Below are 17,314 nucleotides of genomic sequence, written 5' to 3' on the forward strand. Positions count from 1 at the left end.
TATCGCCGCCAAGAACTTTGCCACCCTGCCACTAAGTGGGGGTGTGCGATGAGCCAGAAACTGCTGGTATCAGCCCTGCTGCTGGCCCTCGGCGCCGGTGGCGGTTACTGGGCTGCCAAACAGACCACTGCTAGCACCGTGGCCAAGGAGAAGACGCCGCTCTACTGGGTCAACCCCATGGATCCGCGCGACAAGCGCAATGCCCCGGCCAAGGACAACATGGGGATGGACTTTATCCCCGTCTATGAGGAAAAACAGGGCGGCTCACCGGGCACTGTCACCATCAGCCCCGAGATCCAGCAGAACCTGGGGGTGCGGCTTGCCAAGGTGGAGAAGCTCCCTATCCACCAGCAGATCGAGACGGTGGGCTACGTCGGCTATGACGAGGACAAGCTGGAGGCGGTCAACGCCCGCATGGCGGGCTGGATCCGCACCCTCGCCATCAAGAGCGAAGGGCAGCAGGTGAGCAAGGGGAGCCTTATTTACGAGCTCTACGCCCCGGATCTGGTCAACGCCCAGCACGAATACCTGCTGGCCCTCAACACTGCCAACCCGCTGCTGCTGCGCGCCGCCGAAGGCAAGCTCAAGTCCCTGCAGGTACCGGCAGATCAGATAGCGGCCCTCAAGCGCACCCGTCAGGTGCAGGAGACGGTGCGTTTCTATGCCCCCAGCAGCGGTTATGTCTCCGAGCTGAAGGTGCGAGAAGGCCAGTATGTGGAGCCTGCCGCGGCGCTCTTTAACATCAGCACCCTCAAGCAGGTGTGGGTGAGTGCAGAGGTGTTCGAGCGCCAGGCCGCCCAGCTGAAGGTGGGGGATCCGGTCACCATGACCCTCGACTATGCCCCCGGCCGCAGTTGGCAAGGTAAGGTGGATTACCTCTACCCGACTCTGGATGCCACCACCCGTACCCTCAAGGTACGGCTGCGCTTCGCCAACCCGGACGAGTTTTTGAAACCCAATATGTTCGCCAAGGTGACCATTCAGGCGGGCAAGGGAGAGCCGCAATTGGTGGTGCCGAGCGAAGCGGTGATCCGCACCGGCAGTCAGGACCGGCTGGTGCTGGCGCTGGGGGATGGCAGCTTCAAGTCGGTGGCCGTCACTCTGGGCCCCCAGTTTGGCGACAAGGTGGCCATCAAGGCTGGGGTAGAGGCGGGGGATAACATCGTCAGCTCTGCCCAGTTCCTGCTCGACTCCGAGTCGGCCATCGATTCGGACTTCCAGCGCATGACGGCGGTGCGCCCTGCCCAGGTGTGGACTCAGGGCGAGGTTGAAAGCATCGATCTGGCCAAACGTACCCTGATGGTCTCCCACCAGCCCATCCCCGAGTGGCAGTGGCCCGCCATGGAGATGGAGTTCACCGTCGCCGACGGGGTCGATATCAGCAAGCTGGTCGAGGGGCAGACCCTGCACCTGCAGGTAATGCAGGAGGGGGATGAGTACCGCATCACCAACATCCATCAGGAGAAGGCCCCGGCCAGCGGCCACGCTCCGGAGCAGGCAAAAGATGAGATGGAAGGGATGGACCATAGCCAACATCAGATGGCGATGCCCGAGGTGGAGAAGAAATCATGATCCCTGCCATCATTCGCTGCCTAGCAGGCAACCGCTCTCCGCTCTCTGTACTTGGTGAGAAAGGAGTTCAATCATGATCCCGTCGATTATTCGCTGGTCCATCGGCAACCGCTTTCTGGTGCTGTTATTGACCCTCATGCTCACCGCCTGGGGGCTCTGGTCGGTCAAACAGACCCCGGTGGACGCCCTGCCGGATCTCTCCGACGTGCAGGTGATCATCAAGACCTCCTATCCGGGCCAGGCGCCTCAAGTGGTGGAGGATCAGGTGACCTACCCGCTCACCACCGCCATGCTGGCGGTGCCGGGGGCCACCACGGTGCGCGGCTACTCCTTCTTCGGCGACTCCTTCGTCTATGTGCTGTTTGACGACAACACCGACCTCTACTGGGCCCGTGCCCGGGTGCTGGAGTATTTGAGTCAGGTCGCCCCCAACCTGCCCGCCTCCGCTCGACCCCAGCTCGGCCCAGATGCCACCGGGGTGGGCTGGGTCTATCAGTACGCACTGGTGGACAGAACCGGCAAGCATGACCTCAGCCAGCTCACCTCGCTGCAGAACTGGTTCCTCAAGTACGAGTTGCAGACGGTGGACGGGGTCTCCGAGGTCGCCACCGTCGGCGGCATGGTGCGCCAGTATCAGGTGCGGGTCGATCCGGACAAGCTGCGCGCCTACGGCATCCCGCTCTCCCTTATCGAGACAGCCATCAAGCAGGGCAATCAGGAGACCGGCGCCTCCGTCATCGAGATGGCAGAAGCGGAGTACATGGTGCGATCCAACGGCTATCTGAAAAGCGTGGAGGATCTGAAGCAGATCCCGCTCGGTACCAATGTGCGCGGCGCCCCGCTGCTGCTGGGCGATGTGGCTGATGTGGTCACCGGGCCCCAGAGCCGGCGCGGCCTGGCCGAGCTCAATGGCGAAGGGGAAGTGGTGGGCGGCATTATCGTCATGCGCTATGGCGAGAATGCCCAGCACACCATCGACGGGGTCAAGGCGCGGCTCGCCCAGCTCAAAAGCAGCCTGCCGGAAGGAGTAGAGATCGTCACCGTCTACGATCGCTCCGACCTTATCCAGCGCGCCATCGACAACCTCTCCGGCAAGCTGGTAGAGGAGTTCGCGGTGGTGGTGCTGGTCTGCCTCGCCTTCCTGTTCCACCTGCGCTCGTCGCTGGTGGTGGTCATCTCCTTGCCCATCGCCATCCTGACCGCCTTTATCGTGATGCACCTGCAGGGGATCAACGCCAACATCATGTCGTTGGGGGGCATCGCCATCGCCATCGGCGCCATGGTGGATGGCGCCATCGTGATGATCGAGAACGTCCACAAACACATGGAGCGGGAGGCGCTCACCGATAAGAACCGCTGGCGCATCATCACCGAGGCAAGCATAGAGGTGGGGCCCGCCATCTTCTTCTCCCTGCTCATCATCACCATCAGCTTCCTGCCGGTGTTCGCGCTGGAGGCGCAGGAGGGGCGGATGTTCCACCCGCTCGCCTACACCAAGACCTATGCCATGGCGGCGGCGGCCGGGCTCGCCATCACGCTCGTGCCGGTGATCATGGGCTACTTTATCCGTGGCAAGGTGCTGGCGGAGCAGGCCAACCCGCTCAACCGCTGGCTGAGCCTGGGCTATGTGCCACTGCTCAAAGCCGTCTTGGCTCGTCCGAAAACCACCCTGGCCATCGCCGCCGTGGTGACGGTGGCGGGCTTCTGGCCGCTCAAGTACCTGGGCTCCGAGTTCATTCCGCCGCTGGACGAGGGGGACATCATGTATATGCCCACCACCGCAGCCAATATCTCGGTGGGCAAGGCGCGGGAGATTTTGCAGCAGACCGACAAGCTCATTCGTACCGTGCCCGAGGTGCAGAACGTGTTCGGCAAGGCGGGCCGCGCCGAATCAGCCACCGACCCTGCGGATCTGGTGATGATGGAGACCAGCATCCAGCTCAAACCCCGCGATCAGTGGCGCCCCGGCATGACCCCGGAGAAGCTCAAAGAAGAGCTCGACTCCCTCATCCGCTTCCCCGGCCTCACCAACGCCTGGGTGCCCCCCATCAAGACCCGCATCGACATGCTGGCCACCGGCATCAAGACCCCGGTCGGCATCAAGATTGCGGGGCCCGATCTCAAGGTGATCCAGCAGCTCGGCCAGCAGCTGGAACAGATCGTCGGCAAGGTGGAGGGCGCCTCATCGGTCTACGCCGAGCGGGTCGCCGGTGGCCGCTACGTCAAGGTGGACATCGACCGGCTGAAAGCGGCCCGCTACGGCCTCAACATCGCCGACGTGCAGGCGGTGCTCGCCACCGCGGTGGGCGGCATGGAGGTGGGCCAGACCATCGAGGGACGTGAACGCTACCCTATCAACCTGCGCTACCCCCAGAGCTATCGCGATTCAGTGGCCAGCCTCGAGCTGCTGCCGGTGGTGACTCCGAGCGGTGCGCGTATCGCGCTGGCGGATGTGGCCCGGGTCTATATCAGCGACGAGGCCCCGATGCTGCGCAGTGAAAATGCGCGCCTCAACGGCTGGGTCTACGTCGATATTCGCAGCCGCGATATCGGCTCTTTTGTAGCTGAGGCCAAGGCAAAGGTGGGCAAGCAGCTGGTGCTGCCGGCGGGCTACGCCCTCACCTGGTCTGGCCAATACGAGTACATGGAGCGGGCCAAGGCGCGCCTCGCCTACGTGGTGCCGCTCACGGTAGCCATTATCGTGCTGCTGCTCTATCTGGCGTTTCGCCGCGTTCAGGAGGTACTGCTCATTCTCACCACCTTGCCGCTGGCGGTGGTGGGCGGGATCTGGACCCTCTGGCTGCTCGACTTCAACCTCTCGGTGGCGGTCGGGGTGGGCTTTATCGCTCTGGCGGGGGTGGCGGTAGAGACCGGCGTCTTGATGCTGGTCTACCTCAACCATGCCTGGGATAACCTGGTGGCCAGTGGCAAGCCGGACAAGGCGGGTCTGCATCGGGCGGTGATCCACGGCGCCGCCCTGCGCCTGCGTCCCAAGATGATGACGGTGGTGACTATTATCGCCGGCCTCTTGCCCATCATGTGGAGCCACGGTACCGGATCCGAAGTTATGCAGCGCATCGCCGCCCCCATGATCGGCGGCATGGTGAGCGCGCTGGTGCTGACCCTCTTGGTGCTGCCAGCGGCCTATTACCTGTGGCGCAGCCGCAGCCTTGGCAAGGGCGCGAACCCGCAATCCGAATAACCCGATTTCACGATCCATATTGACTGAACGATGAGGAAACCATCATGAACTACAAGACGCTGACCCTGCTGCTTGGCCTTGCTACCCACACCAGCCTGCAAGCCGAAGAGATGATGCACCATGAAGGGCACGATATGAGTCAGACGGGTGAGATGAGCGAACAGGCCGCAATGGTGATGACCAAGGGGGTCATTACCCGCCTCGATGAGGGGCGCGGCAAAGTCGGCATCAAGCACGAGGCGATCGAGAACCTCAAGATGCCCCCCATGACCATGGTCTTTCGAGTAGCTAACCCGGCCCAGCTCCAGGATCTGAAGGTGGGGGATGCGGTGCGTTTTCACGCCGAGAACCCGGACGGCAAGCCAACCGTAACCACTATCCAGAAACAGTAATCAGAGTCATTTCAAAAAAAAACGGCGGGATCATCCCGCCGTTTTCTGTTATTGCACCATCCACCGAGCGGCCTCCTCAGCCGTTCGGATAGGCTTGGGCTATGTTGGCCTGCGCCACCCCCATCAACTGAACCGAGATATCCTGCAGCACATAGAGGTCGCGGCGACGGGTCCAGGGTTGATCGGATTGCTCGTCGTACCAGACGGGCAGTTCGATCCCCTCCGGGGCATGGCTCGCCACCTTGCGGGCACGGCAGGTGATGATGCAGCGCTTGACGTGGTCGCGGTGACCGATAACGGCCGCCGTGCCAAGGGCGGCGGCATCTCCGCCGGCATAATCCCTGACAATGGCCTCCACCACGCCGTCCGTGCTGAGGTAGACCAGCTTGCCTTCATTATCCCAGTAAGGCTCGATGGAGATGACATCCCGGGCTGGAATGTCCGGATAGCGTGCCGAGTCGAGGAAGCGGGCAATCTCCCATTGCACGTACATGGGCACCGGCTTTTGCCGATAGAGGGCCGCACAGCAGGCAGCCAGAGCCTCGTTCATGGGGCCGGGCTCGGCCAGTTCATCCGGGTTGCCCGAGGCGTTGGGGCGGTTGCCGAAGGCAAAGGCGATGACGCAGTGGGCCTGGTCGATGGCGACCCGGGACGGGGTCATGTTGAAGCAGGCCTCCTCGATGAAGGGGGCCAGCTGGCGGGCCGTCTGCTCGTCGTGCAGCTCGGCGCTCAGCCGGTCGGTCAGGGTGGTGCGAAAATCCGCCGCACTCCCCTGGCTGTCATTGCTGCTGTTGCAGCCGGTGAGGGTGGCGACCAGGGGGGTACTCAACAGCCCCAGGGTGACTCTACGTCGACTCTCGTTCATTTAGATTCCTCTTTGGTAGCAAGCACTTAACGGGAACAAGCAGCAATTAACCCTTGACCCAATAAACGCTCATACCATACGGAAAAACGGGGGCGACAAAAGCCATACCGCGAGGCTCGTACCCAGAACGTGCAGCAATTCACACATTAATCAATAAACGAAAGCACTCTTTTGCGAATGAGCCAATAAAAGAAATTAACATCCACATTAATGAACCACTGATAGATAGATACTCTATCTGTGGTTCATTCGCACAGATTTCATCCCTCAGATAACGCGCTCGTTCAGCTGCGGGTTGCCAGCAACTGCTCCACATCCTCGATCACCTTGAGAGCCGCCTGCGGGCCGCCGCTGGAGGTCCAGAGCGACCCGTCAACGGCGCCAAAGCGCTTGGCCTTGATCACCGGCAGTTGCTGGAACGCCGGGGTCTGCTCCGCCTGACGCATGGCATCCACCGCATCACCGCTGGCGCTCAGAGTGCCGACCACCAGCCAGTCAGCATCCAGCAGGTTGAGGGACTCCAGACTCAGCGCCGGTGAGTGGGGTGCGCCAGTCCCCTGCTGCTTGCTTGGGCGTACCAGCCCCATCGACTCCACTACGCTGCTGGCAAAGGTGCCCTGATACATAAAGCTCGGCCCCTTGGGGTTCCAGCGCACTATGCTGATGCTCTCCCCCTGATGCTTGGCCAGCTTGCTGCGGGCCTGAGTCAACCGCTCGGCATACTGCAGCAAGAAAGTATCCCCTTGCTGGTCGCGGTTGAGGGTGTGAGCGGTGCGGCGGAAGCTATCCTGCCAAGGCTCACCCCACTTGCTGGTCACCACGGTCGGCGCGATCTCCCCCAGCAAGGTCAGCAGCTCGGGACGGGTCTGGCCGGTCAGGATAAGGTCGGGCTCCAGCGCAATCAGCGACTCCAGATTGGGGCTGTCGAGATCGCCGATCACCTGGATACCCATGCCCGCCTTGTTCAGCAAATAGCGGGGCAAGGTGGGTTGACCACGGCCATTGACGGCGCCGATGGGGGTCAGCCCCAGGGTCAGGGTGCTGTCGAGTTCGAGCTCGCTCAGCACCACCACCCGCATTGGCTGGGCTGGCACCTGCACCTTCTGGCCAAACGCATCGGTCACTTCACGCATCTCCTGCGCCTGAACCTGCGGCGCGGCCAGCATCAGGATGGCTGCTGCCAGGGCGGCAAAACGCTTCATCATTTCACTCCTTCTCGTTGCACGGCCCGGATAATCGGCCGCGTGAATACACTCGGTGGGCCCACAGAGCAGGCCCATATGACTCAACTCGCCGAACGCAGGGCACGGCCATGTTCGTGGCGACGGGGCACGATAATGGGCGCCCCGTCGCCGGGGGCATGCAGAATGTCGACACTGGTCTGGTAGAGCCGGTCGATCAAGGACTTGGTCACCACCTCCCGGGCCGGGCCCATGGCGGCAACGGTCCCCTCGCCGATGGCGATCAGCTCGTCACAGTAGCGGGCCGCCATCGCCAGATCGTGGATCACCAGCAGCACGGTTTTGCCCTCGGCGGTGATGCGATGGATCGCCTCCATCACCTCGGTCTGGTGACCGATATCGAGGGCGCTGGTGGGCTCGTCGAGCAGCACCATGTCGCTGTCCTGCGCCAGGATCATCGCCAGCCACGCCCGCTGTGCTTGCCCGCCGGAGAGGGACGCAGCGCTCTGCTGCCAGATCCCCTCAAGCTGCATTCGCTCGCAGGCAATACGCACCATGCGGGCATCCTCCTCACCCCACTGATTGAACCAGCCCTGATGAGGGTGACGGCCATACTGCACCAGCTGCTCCACCAGAATGCCGGCAGGCAGGGTGGGCCGCTGGGGCAGATAGGCGAGCTCCCGCGCCAGCCCCTTCATGGGGTAGCTGGCAAGCGGCTTGCCTTTGAGCAGGATCTCGCCGCGTTGGGCTTTCATCTGGCCGGATAACAGCTTGAGCAGGGTCGATTTGCCGCAACCGTTGGGGCCGACGATCCCTACCAGCTTGCCCCTCGGCACGCTGAAAGAGATGTCCCGCAAAATGGGGGTCTGCTGATAGGCGAAATGGAGGCGATTTACGGTGAGCGTCATCAGTCAGCCCTCTGGCGATCGTTAACAAGAAGAAACAGCAGCAACAGGCCGCCGAGAATACGGGTCATGATGCCGGTCGCCACCTCGTGGGGGCTGGCCAGCACCCGGACCAGGGTATCGCTGGCAAGCAGCAGCAGGGCGCCGCTAAGCGCCGCCAGCCAGAGCGGCACCACCCGGTCTTTCACCAGCCAAGAGGCAAGAATGGGGGCAGCCATGGCGATAAAGACCACGGGGCCGCCGATGGCGGTGCCGAGCGCCGCCACCAGAATGGCCTGCGCCAGAATGCCCAGTTGCACCCGATCGCCGTTGACGCCAAGCCCTCTGGCCATCTCGGGGCCAAAGCGTAGCACCGCCAGCGAGCGGGAGAGATAGACGATCCACGGGCAGAGCAGCAGCAACAGGATGGCGATGGGGGTGATGGTGCTGTAACCCACGGCGATAAAGCTGCCCATGTTCCACAGATAGAGGGAGCTCAAGTGCAGCAGGGCCTGGGTGGACATCACAAACTGGCCGAGCGCCTCGAACAGCTCGGAGAGGCCGATACCTATCACCACGAACAGATAGCCCTGCTCACCCGGTTTGCGGCATAGGGCATAAAGCACCAGCGCCGCGAAGATGGCGCCGATAGGGGCCGCCCACCAGGGCCAGCTGCCTATCGTCAGGTAGAGGGAGAAGACGATGATGGCCAGAGAGGCCCCGTTGTTGACCCCCACCATGTCGGGTGTGGCCAGCCGATTGCGCACCAGCGTCTGCACCAGACAGCCGGAGAGCCCCATGGCCGCCCCCGCCACCACCACCCCAAGGATGCGCGGCAGCCGGATCTTGAACAGGGTGAGCTGCTCAAGCCGCGTCCCCTCCCCCATCAGGGTGTTGACCACCCCGGCAAAACCGAGCTTGCCGCCGCCAACGCTCAGGGCCAGCAGAGCCAACGCCAGCAGCGCCATGGCCAGCAGCGCCAGCCAGCGCCAGCTCGGCAGATGGATCAGCAAAGAGCGGTTACCGGCCCGCAGGCAGAGCATATCGGTAGGTGTGCGCATCAGCCCCTCACTTGACGGTCAGCAGGGTACGAAAGCCCCCGCGATGGACGATGGCGATCAGCACTGGTGCGCCGATCAGGGCCAGAATGACGCCGTTGGGCAACTCGAACGGCTGGATCAGCCAGCGCGCCAGAATGTCGGCCAACAGCAGAAACAGCATGCCGAACAGGGCGGAGAAACAGACCTGCACCGACAGCTTCACCGGCTCCACCAGTCGGCCACAGTAGGCGGCCAGAAAGCCGACAAAGCCGATGGGACCGGCAATGGCGATGGCACTGGCGGTAAACAGGGTGGCGGCCAGCAGTACGCCAATTCGCACCCGGTTGGGGCGGATCCCCAGCGCCTGGGCCTGACTGTCCCCCATCTGCATCAGGGTCAGCTGGCGACAGAGCAGCAGGGTGATGACAAACGCCGCCAGCACGAAGGGCAGCACGGCGATGATGGCATCGAGATTGGCCGCCGACAGGGAGCCGAGGTTCCAGAAGCGGTACTGCTCCAGCACCATCTTGTTGGAGAGCAGCAGAAAGCTGGAGAGACCGCCGAAGGTGGCGGAGAGCGCCACCCCGACCAGAATGAGCTTGAGGGGGTTGGAGCGGCCAATCATCATGCCGAGCCCCAACACAATCACGTTGCCGAGCAGTGCGCCGAGTCCGGCCCAGAGCAAATAGCCATAGGCAGACTCCACACCAAACCAGGTGAGCCCCACCACCAGCGCAAAGACGGCCCCGGCGTTGACTCCCAGCAGACCTGGCTCTGCCAGCGGGTTGCGGGTCGCACTCTGCAACAAGGAGGCAGCCAGAGATAAAGAGGCGCCGACCACCATGGCACAGAGGGTGCGCGGCAGTCGCAAGGTATTGAGCACCATGGCGAGCTTCTCGTCGCCAGCCCAGCGGGCATCCCCCATCAGGTAGCCGAGCACCTCGCGAGCACCATAGACACCCGCACCGGTGGCGAGCGAAAGAGAAAGCAGTACAAACAGGAGGAACAATCCCAGCCAGAACAGCGAGGTCTGGTCTCTAAACACCCTTTAACTCCTTATGGTGGCAATGCGCATGTTGTTGAAATACATGTGGTTGAAATAAAAGCCGTCACCCGAGGTGATCCCCTGACAACAGCGGAAGCCCGCCAATGCGGGCTCCCGTTCAGCCATTACAGCTTGTAGGCCACACCGGCATAGACAGTGCGCCCGTCGAGGATCTGATCGGCCTCGGTGGCAACCCAGTCACGCTTGGTATTGGTCAGGTTGTTGAGTCCGAACTTCAGATCCAGTGCCCGGGTGGCGTTCCAGACTGCCCCGACATCCAGGGTGTGGAATCCTGCAGTCGTCTCATAGGTGGTGCCGCTCATGCGCGGAACCGGGAGGATCTGGCTGCCAGTGTAGGTCCAGCCCAGCTGGGTACTCAGGCTCTCGATGACCTGCCACTCCAGCTTGGCGTTGGCGGTATGCTCCGGCGTCCGATAGAGATCCTTGCCGCTGGTCTTGTCTTCCCCGTCGATCAGGGTGACGTTGCTGGAAAGGGTCAGGGTATCGGTGATATCAAACCAGCCGCTCAGCTCCACCCCCTTGATGCGGGCCTTGCTGACGTTCTGATAGGTCATCACCGCCGGACGCCAGGTGGAGGTCCATGCCTCGCTCTGGATCTTGTCCTTGATATCGTTGTGGAAGGCGGTAACCCCGGCGCCCCAGAACGAACCATCGTAGGCGGTGCCCAGCTCGTAGCTGACGGCGGTTTCCGGCTTCAGATCCGGGTTGCCCACCACGGCGCAGCGACCGCGACAGGCAGCTACGGCATAATCCGGGTTGGACTGGGCAATGGTCGGCGCCTTGAACGCCTTGCCAATGCCGCCCTTGACCACCCAGTTGTCCGTCAGGCTGTAGAGGGCGTAACCGCGGGGGCTGAACTCGGTGCCATAGGTCTCGTGGTGATCTACCCGGCCACTCAGGGTCAACGCCAGATCGCCAAAGCCAAACTCATCCTGCAGATAGAGCGCGCTCTGGTTGACGCTGACATCGCCCCCCTTGAGGTTGACGTTGTGCTTGAGTTCGGTGATGCGGTACTCGGCACCACTGGTCAGCAGGTGGCTGCCCAGATTACCGCTCAGCTGGCCATCGAAGGTGTGGTTGGTCTGGCTCACATCGCCGCTGGTCTTGCTCAGCGCCGTCATCAGTTCGGAGTCATCAAAGAGATCCACCTGCTCGAAGGCATAGCCGACCCGGCTGTCGAACTGATCCCAACGGCCGACGTGGGTGGCATTGAGCCCCAGTCGCTCCATCTGCTGGATATTGCGCGGCGTCTGGCCGTAGTTGTTCCAGTGGGCCTCCCGATCGTCTTTGGCGTAGTTCATCCCTACATCCAGATCCTGACGATCATCGATCAACCATTTGACGTTGGAGAGGATCCCCAGCTTTTCACGCTGCTCGATGGCATCGGCCTTGGGGTTGATGCTCTGCTCGCTCTGCCAGGCATCCCTGTGGTTCCCTTCCACCACCAGGTTGGCCAGCAGCTTGTTGTCGATCAGCGCCCCGCCCACATAGGCACTCGCCTTGTTGATATCCCCTCCGTGACCGTCGGTGGGGTCACTGAAGGTATAGGTGGCCGCCGCTTCGGTCTTCTCCCCGGGTTGGCGCAAGATGACGTTGACCACCCCACCCAGCGCATCTGCGCCGTAGAGGGAGGAGATGGGGCCACGGATCACTTCGATACGCTCAATGGCCGCCATCGGGATGGCGGAGAGATCGAAATCATTGCCATAACCGGAGGTAAGAGCATCGCGGGAGCTGATACGCCGGCCATTGACCAGCAACAGGGTGTAATCCCCCTCCAGCCCGCGCAACTTGATCTCGCTGCGGCCGTAGCTGGTGGCAGGGCTGATATTGACCCCCGGCAACTGTTTCAGAGCGCCGGTCAGATCATTGACATTGAGCTTGTCGAGCTCGACCCGAGTCACCACAGAGACGCTGGCCGGGGCGGTCAGCTCGCTGTGCCGGGTTTTACTCGCCGTCACCACCATAGTTTCATGAGCGGCGACAGGCGCAGTCCCTTGGGCCAGAACTGGCAGGGCAAAAAGGGACAACACCAGTGGATGCACTGCAAATCGTCGGGATGATGTACGCATCATCAACACTCCACATAAAACAACCAAGGCCAACACCACCGACATCCCTGTCTGACCTCGCCAGACCCGGTGCAAAGTGATGGAGTTCATTGGCATGAACAGTCGTCCATGCCCCATCACCCCGAACATCAGTGCATTACGGCAGGCCCTGCGTTGTGCTATGCCACTCGCAGCCATCAATAACAAAAGCGCCGTACCGACTGACATCGGGACGGCGCAATACTAAATGCAAATCATTTTTATTTGCAAGAGTGAATCAGGTATTCTTTCGCATCCGCTTAATTATCCATCACATCGTGGCGAGTCTGGTGATAGGCCTCTTCACTCTTGCCCCGGCGCCAGTACGGCACGGCGTAGAGCGACTGGCGATCCACCTCGAGCACAGACCGAAAATGGCGGCGCAGCGGCAGCACCAGCGCCTCTTCCCCACCCAGCCAGAAGAAGCCACCATCGCGCACCAGCGGCAGAGCAATCACATGCTCCAGCAGGCCGCTGGACTCGGGCTCGCCGACAAACCAGTGACAGCGCACCCCGACCGGCAGCGTCAACGGCTGAGCATCGGCCTGATCCGGCACCAGAATCGCAATTTCCCCTCTGGCATCGGCAGGCATCACCTCGCACATCGCCATGATGGCGGGCAAGGCGGTGAGATCCCCTACCAGACAGTAGTGATCGGCCGGTTGCAGCATAGGGTTGGGACCACCCGGCCCGGAGAGGATTACCTTCTCTCCCGGCTTGGCATGGGTAGCAAAGGCGCTGGCGGGCCCGCCGTCACCGTGCAGCACGAAGTCGATATCAATTTCCTGCTCATCACGGCGAAACGCGCGGATGGTGTAGGTGCGGATCACCGGCTTGTCAGCCGGGTCACTCCAGCGCGGGCCGCTCGGGGTCATGGCAGGCAGCACCGGCTCTACCTGATGGGGCTGGGCCAGCATCACCTTGATATGGGCCCCACCGCAGGTGAAGGGATAGTCAGCCAGTTCGCTGCCACCAAAGGTGATACGACGCAAATGGGGGGTGATCTGGGTAATGGCTTTGACAGTCAGCAGACGGGGACGATTGGGAGGCAGAGATGGGGACACAATGAGGCTCCTCGTTGAGTGTGTTGCCTATGCTACACACAAATGGGAATCACTATCAAATGCGATTATTTCTCGTCTATCCGGCTCAAACATCACTAATCACTACCATCAGCCCCCGAACAGAGAAACGGGCTTATGCACGCTAGTCCCATGATTGGACGAAGAAAGCAGCCGGACAACAACACTGTCACGCAGGGTTCCATTTGCCTATTTCGACCATAGTTTTTCGAGATCAAATTTTATTTCTCAATAAGTTTCCTATCCTTAGTGAAGCAGTTAATGTAAGCACAGGATGCCAAACAGGATTGTATGATGGATGACCAGATCCTGATTATTGATGATGACGAGCTCTCCCTCCCCGACGCGCAGCAAGCAGGCTGGAGGGTGATGATTGTTGACGATGAACCGGAAGTGCATCGCATCACCAAGATCACTTTAAACAAATTCGAGTTTGACAATCGTCCCATCGAGTTTCTGCATGCCTATTCGGCAGCAGAGGCAAAAAAATTGCTGGCCACCACCCCGGATGTTGCACTGCTGCTGCTGGACGTGGTGATGGAGGTCGATCACGCCGGTCTTGATGTCGTCAAATATGTCCGTGAAGAGCTGCAAAACAAGATGGTACGAATCGTGCTGCGTACCGGCCAACCCGGCCAAGCGCCGGAAGATGACGTGGTGACCAACTACGACATCAACGACTACAAGGATAAAACCGAGCTCACCTCCCAGAAGCTGCGCACCCTGCTGCGTGCCAGCCTGCGCTCCTATCGGGATATCCGCACCCTGGAAAGCAATCGGCAAGGGCTGGAAAAAGTCATCGAAGCCTCCAAGGGGATCTTTGAGAAACGGGCGCTGCGTCAGTTTGTCGAAGGCGCCCAAGAGCAGCTGAGCGCCCTGCTCCATCTGGGAGAGACCCAGATTTACGATGTAAAACAATATGCCTACGAAGTGAAGGATCAACTGCTGGAGCCCCTGCTGCCAGGTCATCCCCCGGTGCGGTTGACAGAGGCACCCGAGATACTGCGTCAGGCCATGACCCGGGGCTGCAATATCTACAACACCAACCAGATGGTGCTCTACTGCCAAAACCCGCGCCACCACCTGTTGTTTCATATCGAGACCACTCGCCAGCTCAGTCAGATCGATACCAGCCTGCTGACCCTGTTTACCGAAAACATCATAGTGGCACTTGAAAATATCCGGCTCAACGAGGTGATCGCCGACAACCAGCGGGAGATCATCTATCGCATCGGCGAACTGGTCGAAACCCGCTCCAAGGAGTCAGGGTTACACGTCAAACGGGTCGCGCTCTACACCGAGCTTTTCTGCCATCTGCTGGGGATGAGCGAAGAGCAGAGCGAGCTGGTTAAACGGGCCTCACCACTGCACGACATTGGCAAGGTGGGTATTCCCGATGCCATTTTGCACAAACCTGGCAAGCTGACCCCGGAAGAGTGGGAGATCATGAAAACTCATGCCCAACTCGGTCAGGATATGCTCTCCGGCAGCGATCTGGCGTTGTTCCAGATTGGCGCCACCATAGCAGGCAATCACCATGAGAAGTGGAATGGCAGCGGTTATCCCCGCGGTTTGAAGGGGGCCGATATCCCACTGGAAGGACGGATCGTGGCACTGGCCGATGTGTTCGATGCCTTGGGTTCGGATCGCTGCTACAAGAAAGCGTGGCCGCTGGACAAGGTGCTGGCCCTGATTGAAGAGGAGAAGGGGCAGCATTTCGACCCCCAGCTGGTCGAGCTGATGATGGCCAATCTGGACAAGTTCCTCGAAATCCGCGAGCAGAACAAGGATGTCTATATTGGCGATCACTGATTGCTGCCAATCCCTTATCCTAAGGGTTCGAGCTAAAAAACCGCCCTGCTTATCGAGGGCGGTTTCTTCTCTCTGGTGTATCGTTTTTCCCGAGTCTGGGCTACTGCTCTGGCAAGTTGAGATCTAGCTTGGCTGCCGGTTGGCCGTTTTGTTGATTTTCAGCCTGAGCTGCTGCTAGCGCACGTTTAAAAGCACGCCGTTTTTGCATCACCACAAAACCTGCGCCTCCCAGCAACACCAGTAGTACCCCACCCCCAACCAGAACCCAAAGTAGCCACCCCATTCCCTCTTCAGGCTGCTCTTCGGTAGACTCGGCGCTGGAGGCCTGAGCGGCGGCCGACATCACCTCTACAGGAGGCGGCGGTGGCGGGAAGACATTGAAGGTTTTCACCGGCAACTCGATTTTCAGCTCACGGCCGAGGCGAGTGGTGCCATAGAGGGTTGCTTTCACCTCATGCTGACCGACCTCCTTGATGTTGGAGAGATCGATATCAAGCTTGGGGTCGCTGGCGGTCTCGCTGAACTCGTAGAGGCCGCCCACATTGCTGGTCACACTCCCCTTGACCACCACGGAGGCGGGATCCAGCTCATCACGGTCGATTAGCAGTGAGAGCTTGGCACCCAGCTCATCCGAAGGCGGCGACAAGTTATAGCTGAACGGATAGGGGTAAAGCAGAACATCCTGATAACGGGCACGGACAAAAACCTGATTGCCCGTGCTGAACATGGCGCGGTACTTGCCACCGGGAATATCATGCAGCGTCACTTCCGCCGTCATGATGCCATCGCCCGGCACTTCGTCGAGCCCCTTGCCATCATCGCGATAGTGGCCAAGTACTTGATCCAGCACGACCTCTTTCTTATCGGCATCGCTGAACGATTGCAGCTTGACGGTCATGCCAAGATCAGAGAGATAGTATTTATCTTTCGGCGGCTGACCATTGATCAGCAACCACGCCTTGAGCTTGACCACCTCCCCCTGATAGAGCTGCATCGGCAGGGCGGCGATATCGAGCCGGATATCGGAGAGAATGCGCACCCGGTTGTCGGGATCCACCTCGCCAATCGCCTGCCAGGGGCCCGGCATGGGATTGCGCAGGGTAATGAGATCATGCTCCGGCAGCGCCAGCCAACCCACATCTGTGGGTTTGACCTTGCCCACGTAAAGCTTGCTGCCATCGGGGCGAACCAGGATCACGGACGGGGTGCCCGGCTTGCGCTTGATGATGAAGGTGATCTCCTTCACACCGTAATCGATGCGAAAGCGGTTATCCAGCAGCGGAATATCGGAAGGGGCAAATACCTCGGTCGCCATCGCCCCCAGCGAGAGCAACAACAGCAGACCGGCACACCACTTGCTCATTGCCGCCACAGACAACTTCCTCCCTTTTTCTGTACCAGATCCAGTCTCGCCTCGTGCAGGGCCTGAACCTCGGCACTGGCACGCACCACCTTGAGGGCGGGTCGGTTGCTCTCTAACCGACGAATACTGGTGTCCTGATTGCTTTCGTTTTCGTTGCTTTCGGTGGCCAGATTGAGTTTGGTCTGGCCGCCGGTCATCAGCAGGTAGACGTCCGCCAGGATCTCCGCATCGAGCAAAGCCCCGTGCAGGGTACGGTGGGAGTTGTCGATACCGTAACGATCGCACAGCACATCCAGGTTGTTGCGCTTGCCGGGGAAGAGATCCCGCGCCATCGCCAGGGTATCTGTGATGGTGCAGATATCCGCCGTTTTGAAGTTGAGTCCGAGCTTGCTGAACTCGTAGTCCATGAAGCTCACGTCAAACGGCGCGTTGTGGGCGATCAGTTCGGCGCCGCGGATGAACTCGAGGAACTCGTCGGCGATCTGGCTGAACGACGGTTTGTCACGCAGAAACTCGTCGGTGATACCGTGCACCTGGATCGCTTCCGGGTCGACCAGACGATCAGGCTTGATATAGACGTGATAGTGGTTACCGGTCAGCTTGCGGTTGATCACCTCCACACAGCCGATTTCGATAATGCGGTGCCCCAGATAGACAGGGCCGCCCGCCGTATTCATACCTGTGGTTTCAGTATCCAGAATGATCTGGCGATTCAGTTGGGGTGTGTTCATGATCCAATCTATGTCAAACTTCGGCTTTACTTAC

At 60.6% G+C, this 17,314-nt stretch carries 13 protein-coding genes; 4 read left to right on the plus strand and 9 right to left on the minus strand.

From position 1 onward, the window contains the following. The first annotated feature begins 48 nt into the window (after positions 1-48). The 3 genes from G5287_RS06675 (at position 49) to G5287_RS06685 (ending at position 5,166) form a co-directional block, all read left to right on the plus strand. On the plus strand, positions 49-1,572 hold the full coding sequence (locus G5287_RS06675) for an efflux RND transporter periplasmic adaptor subunit (protein ID WP_216978399.1): 1,524 nt from the start codon (positions 49-51) through the stop codon (positions 1,570-1,572). 73 nt (positions 1,573-1,645) lie between these two features. After that, complete coding sequence (locus G5287_RS06680; RefSeq protein WP_421231058.1) at positions 1,646-4,774, plus strand: efflux RND transporter permease subunit; 3,129 nt, start codon at positions 1,646-1,648, stop codon at positions 4,772-4,774. A 44-nt stretch (positions 4,775-4,818) separates the two neighbouring features. After that, complete coding sequence (locus tag G5287_RS06685) at positions 4,819-5,166, plus strand: copper-binding protein (RefSeq protein ID WP_421231059.1); 348 nt, start codon at positions 4,819-4,821, stop codon at positions 5,164-5,166. A gap of 76 nt (positions 5,167-5,242) precedes the next feature. On the opposite strand, the gene G5287_RS06690 is transcribed toward G5287_RS06685, so the two are convergent. From G5287_RS06690 to G5287_RS06720, 7 genes are all read right to left on the minus strand, one after another. Further along, positions 5,243-6,031 (minus strand): hypothetical protein, encoded by a 789-nt coding sequence (locus G5287_RS06690; protein ID WP_227342325.1) that lies wholly within the window; start codon positions 6,029-6,031, stop codon positions 5,243-5,245. A gap of 284 nt (positions 6,032-6,315) precedes the next feature. Next, entirely contained in the window at positions 6,316-7,233 is a 918-nt protein-coding gene (locus G5287_RS06695) for an ABC transporter substrate-binding protein (protein WP_100645523.1), read from the minus strand. An 83-nt stretch (positions 7,234-7,316) separates the two neighbouring features. Then, positions 7,317-8,120 carry an ABC transporter ATP-binding protein gene (locus G5287_RS06700; RefSeq protein ID WP_227342324.1) on the minus strand — a complete coding sequence of 268 codons (804 nt, stop codon included), beginning with the start codon at positions 8,118-8,120 and terminating at the stop codon, positions 7,317-7,319. Next, complete coding sequence (locus G5287_RS06705; RefSeq protein WP_227342322.1) at positions 8,120-9,157, minus strand: FecCD family ABC transporter permease; 1,038 nt, start codon at positions 9,155-9,157, stop codon at positions 8,120-8,122. Before G5287_RS06705 ends, G5287_RS06700 begins: the two co-directional genes overlap by 1 nt. Positions 9,158-9,164: 7 nt before the next feature. After that, positions 9,165-10,181 (minus strand): FecCD family ABC transporter permease, encoded by a 1,017-nt coding sequence (locus G5287_RS06710; protein WP_019446608.1) that lies wholly within the window; start codon positions 10,179-10,181, stop codon positions 9,165-9,167. Between the two features lie 125 nt (positions 10,182-10,306). Next, entirely contained in the window at positions 10,307-12,274 is a 1,968-nt protein-coding gene (locus G5287_RS06715; protein WP_421231095.1) for a TonB-dependent receptor domain-containing protein, read from the minus strand. A gap of 278 nt (positions 12,275-12,552) precedes the next feature. Beyond that, positions 12,553-13,356, minus strand: coding sequence for a siderophore-interacting protein (locus G5287_RS06720; protein ID WP_069526731.1), 804 nt, complete (start codon positions 13,354-13,356; stop codon positions 12,553-12,555). Between the two features lie 312 nt (positions 13,357-13,668). On the opposite strand from G5287_RS06720, the gene G5287_RS06725 reads away from it, so the two are divergent. After that, positions 13,669-15,186, plus strand: coding sequence for an HD domain-containing phosphohydrolase (locus G5287_RS06725; RefSeq protein ID WP_216954328.1), 1,518 nt, complete (start codon positions 13,669-13,671; stop codon positions 15,184-15,186). A 100-nt stretch (positions 15,187-15,286) separates the two neighbouring features. On the opposite strand, the gene G5287_RS06730 is transcribed toward G5287_RS06725, so the two are convergent. Both G5287_RS06730 and dnaQ read right to left on the minus strand, forming a co-directional pair. Beyond that, complete coding sequence (locus G5287_RS06730) at positions 15,287-16,549, minus strand: TIGR03503 family protein (RefSeq protein WP_421231060.1); 1,263 nt, start codon at positions 16,547-16,549, stop codon at positions 15,287-15,289. Beyond that, entirely contained in the window at positions 16,546-17,280 is a 735-nt protein-coding gene (dnaQ, locus tag G5287_RS06735) for a DNA polymerase III subunit epsilon (RefSeq protein ID WP_047439188.1), read from the minus strand. Before dnaQ ends, G5287_RS06730 begins: the two co-directional genes overlap by 4 nt. Positions 17,281-17,314: the final 34 nt, after the last annotated feature.

The sequence above is a fragment of the Aeromonas sp. 603079 genome, from assembly GCF_049172135.1.
Lineage (GTDB): Bacteria > Pseudomonadota > Gammaproteobacteria > Enterobacterales > Aeromonadaceae > Aeromonas > Aeromonas veronii.

Coding starts and splice junctions, on each gene's coding strand:
- dnaQ (WP_047439188.1), bottom strand. CDS start 17,280: ATGAACACACCCCAACTGAATCGCCAGATCATTCTGGATACTGAAACC.
- G5287_RS06680 (WP_421231058.1), top strand. CDS start 1,646: ATGATCCCGTCGATTATTCGCTGGTCCATCGGCAACCGCTTTCTGGTG.
- G5287_RS06695 (WP_100645523.1), bottom strand. CDS start 7,233: ATGAAGCGTTTTGCCGCCCTGGCAGCAGCCATCCTGATGCTGGCCGCG.
- G5287_RS06690 (WP_227342325.1), bottom strand. CDS start 6,031: ATGAACGAGAGTCGACGTAGAGTCACCCTGGGGCTGTTGAGTACCCCC.
- G5287_RS06675 (WP_216978399.1), top strand. CDS start 49: ATGAGCCAGAAACTGCTGGTATCAGCCCTGCTGCTGGCCCTCGGCGCC.
- G5287_RS06730 (WP_421231060.1), bottom strand. CDS start 16,549: ATGAGCAAGTGGTGTGCCGGTCTGCTGTTGTTGCTCTCGCTGGGGGCG.
- G5287_RS06715 (WP_421231095.1), bottom strand. CDS start 12,274: ATGCGTACATCATCCCGACGATTTGCAGTGCATCCACTGGTGTTGTCC.
- G5287_RS06705 (WP_227342322.1), bottom strand. CDS start 9,157: ATGCGCACACCTACCGATATGCTCTGCCTGCGGGCCGGTAACCGCTCT.
- G5287_RS06725 (WP_216954328.1), top strand. CDS start 13,669: ATGGATGACCAGATCCTGATTATTGATGATGACGAGCTCTCCCTCCCC.
- G5287_RS06700 (WP_227342324.1), bottom strand. CDS start 8,120: ATGACGCTCACCGTAAATCGCCTCCATTTCGCCTATCAGCAGACCCCC.
- G5287_RS06685 (WP_421231059.1), top strand. CDS start 4,819: ATGAACTACAAGACGCTGACCCTGCTGCTTGGCCTTGCTACCCACACC.